Source organism: Parolsenella sp. (genome assembly GCF_982402205.1).
The window spans coordinates 1-3,199 of sequence record NZ_CEVYAT010000167.1; the positions used below are offsets into that span (position 1 = coordinate 1).

The 3,199-nt window shown below is 67.7% G+C and carries 2 protein-coding genes and 1 pseudogene; 2 read left to right on the forward strand and 1 reads right to left on the reverse strand.

The features are described from left to right. Together AC1VTH_RS07545 and AC1VTH_RS07550 are read left to right on the forward strand one after the other, a co-directional pair. Positions 1-225: pseudogene (locus AC1VTH_RS07545) on the forward strand (hypothetical protein); the annotation flags it as partial. A 9-nt stretch (positions 226-234) separates the two neighbouring features. Then, a complete protein-coding gene (locus tag AC1VTH_RS07550; RefSeq protein ID WP_481335527.1) occupies positions 235-918 on the forward strand; it encodes a YoaK family protein in 684 nt (227 codons plus the stop codon). Positions 919-1,007: 89 nt separating this feature from the next. Here the strand turns inward: AC1VTH_RS07550 and AC1VTH_RS07555 are convergent. Continuing rightward, on the reverse strand, positions 1,008-3,199 hold a 2,192-nt coding region (locus AC1VTH_RS07555), incomplete at its 5' end, for a hypothetical protein (RefSeq protein WP_481335528.1).

Sequence of the window (3,199 nt, forward strand, 5' to 3'; positions counted from 1 at the left end):
GAGTACACCGGTAAGGACACTAAGCCCTTTACGATTGGCGGCGGCACCTACGCCCGCCACTTCAGGAACGCCGCGAGCTTTGGCCCCGAGGAGCTCGACCTGCCCACGCCCGAGTGGGTGGGCCAGATTCATGGTCCCGACGAGGGCGCCAGCGAGGAGCAGCTCAAGCTCTCGCTCAAGATCTACATCTACGCAATCGCCGAGCTCATGAAGCTCGACCTCTAGGGGGACGGTTTGAACCGCGCAAAGCAAATCTCCGAGTCCATCGAGCTGGGAATCCTGCTGGCGCTTGCCGGCGGCTTCATGGACGCCTACTCCTATATCGCCCGCGACGGCGTCTTTGCCAACGCCCAGACTGGAAATATCCTGCTCGTGGGCGTGAACCTCTCCGAGGGCGACCTCATGAAGGCGGGGCGCTACTTCTTCCCGGTGCTGGCGTTTGCCCTAGGCATCATGCTCGCCGACCTCATCCACGAGCGTTTCTCGAGCGTGTTTCACTGGAGGCAGCTAACGGTGTTCTTCGAGGCGGTCATCCTCCTGGGCGTGAGCTTCGTGCCGGGCACGATGAACCTGGTGGCCAACTGCTTCACCTCGTTTGCCTGCGGCATGCAGGTCGAGAGCTTCCGCAAGATCCACGGCCACGGCATCGCCACGACGATGTGCATCGGCAATCTGAGGAGCGCGCTGCAGAGCGTCGACGACTACATCATCACGCACAAGAAGGGCTTCCTCGAGAACGGGCTGCTCTACTTTGGCGTGATCCTCACGTTCGTGCTGGGTGCCGTGCTGGGCAACGTCTGCATCCACCTGCTGGGCCTGCACGCCATCGTGGTGGCCTCGGCGCTGCTCGCGGTGTGCTTCTGCATCATGTTCATCGACCGCGAGGCCAACACCAAGCGCGTCCAGCGCCTGGGCTAGGCTGCTACCTCGAAGGGTGCGCGCCGTCCTGAGGCGGGCGCATCGCAAAAGAAATGAGACGAAGGGACTGTCCCCTCGTCTCATTTTTGCTATCTATCGGGTTCGTGCTCGATTGACTCCACGACGCCGTTCATCACGTCGTCGCCGGTGAGCGACCCCAGCAGCGTCGCAAAGCTGCGCGCAACAGGGAAGACCTCGGCATCGAGCGAGCCCTGCGCGGCCTCGACGAGCACGCCGATGACGCGCTCGGTGGGGGCGAGCGGCACGCTCGCGGCCTCGAGCACCTCGTCGACCTCGCCGCCCTCGACGGGACGCTCGCCCTCGAGGGCGCGCAGGGCGTGGAGCTCGAGCGCGGCGGCGCCCGCACAGGTGGCACGGCTCACGGCGGCCTTCTGGTAGCAGGCGTTTGCCACCTCGACGTTTCCCAGCTGCCACTCGAGGTAGGCGAGGCGGTAGTAGCCCACGCCCACGCCCTGCGGGTCAAAGGCCACCTCGAGCCAGGCACGCAGCTCCTCGGCCGCGGCCTCGTTGTCGTCCAGCAGCTCGTGGCAGCGCACGATGCGCAGCGTCGCGGCCATGTCGAGCGGGTCGAGCTCCTGGGCGCGGCGGGCAAAGGCGAGCGCCTCCTCGACGCGCCCGCGTTCGAGCAGCGCGCTGCTCATGAGGAGCTGCGCGCCGTAGTAGGCGTCGGGCACGAGGCGGGTCTTCTCGCCCTCGGTCGCCATCAGGCGGTTGTAGAGGGTGCGCGAGACGTAGCTCATGAACTGGCGCCAGGTCCTGCCATCCCCGTCGCGGTAGGTGTCGAGCGCGTCGATGGGGGCGAGAAGGTCGCAGAGCACCTCGATGGCCTCACTGGCCTTGCCCTGCTGCAGCAGGCCGGTCGCACGGTCGCAGCCACGCGACAGCTCGTCTCCCTCGACGAAGTCCTCGACGAAGGCGAGCTGGTCTGCGGCAGAGAGCGAGCCCTCGATGATGTGGCGCGCGCACCTTTTGCCCGCCTCGACCACCGTGGGGTCGACGTCGTTCTCGGTGAGGCGCAGGATGCGGCGCACCGAGCGCTCGGTGGAGCCACCCAGCTCGCGCACGACGCGCTGGGCCATGTGCTCGCGGCGGGCGCTCTCGTTGATCGACATCTCGCTCACGTGGTCGACGCCCAGTAGGCGTGCCTCGAAGCTTGGCAGCACGCGGCTCGACAGGTCGACCGACTCGTAGCGGCCGCGCGGGCAGAAGCGCTCGGAGTCGAGCTCGAAGCCCTGCTCGGTGCCCGAGAGCCTGCCGTTGATGGTGGGGCAGCGAACGCCCAGGCGCGCGCAGACCTCGGCGGCGTCGAAGTCCTCCGAGAGGTCGAGCTCACGCAGCTGCTCGCGCGAGACGTCTCCCGAGAGCAGGCATGTGTGGTGGCTGGGCGTCTCGAGCGTCACGGCCACGAAGGCGTGGCAGATCCTGCGCGAGCTGCGGAAGGCGTGCGCGGCGAGTAGCAGCGCGCAGCGTTGGGCGTAGTCGGCCGCCAGCCGGTCGCGCATCTGGGCCGAGCAGCGCACGATGCGCCCCAGCTCGGGGGAGTAGACGCTTGCGGGCTGGGCCGCGGCCGGCACGAAGGAGCACACGATCGCGGCGTCGCCTCCCATGAGGTTCACGCGGAACTGCGCGGTGAGGCGAAGCGGCAGGCGGAAGGTTTCGATGCCCGCCGAGATGGTCTGGCGTACGCCCCACTCGCCGAGCACGTCGCTCATGCTCGCGCGCGGGATGGGTGTGGAGCCCAGCTGCGCGCAGATCGACGAAGCGAGCGCCTGGTTGAAGCGGTAGCAGTCCTCGATGGTGACCTCTTCGGGCTCCATGGTCCCCTGCGCGTGCTTGCGGAAGTGCTCCCAGGCAAAGAGCGCCCGGTTGAGGGCGCCCTCGGTGGCAAGGACGCGCAGCATGTCGGCCCAGGCCACCGTGTCGTCGATGACGCGCAGGTAGAAGGTCTTACTGCGGCCCGTGTAGACCACCACGACGCGGGGGAGATGGGCGTCGGGGTCGAGGATGCCGGCCTCCCTCAGGCCGCGGGCAAGGTAGGCGCGGATGGCGTCGGCGTCAAAGTTGTCCTCGCTGCCAAGGTCGGAGCGGTAACGACGGGCGATACGCTTGAGCACCGCCCAGGGCCGCGGGTTGCGCGAGAGCCTGCGGGCAAGCCGCTCCATGTCGAGCAGATCGACCTCCTCGCCCTCGTGTGCCTTGCCATCCTGGCCGGCGTCCTCGGGAACGTCGCCGCCATCGGAGTCGCCCCTGTCTCTTATAC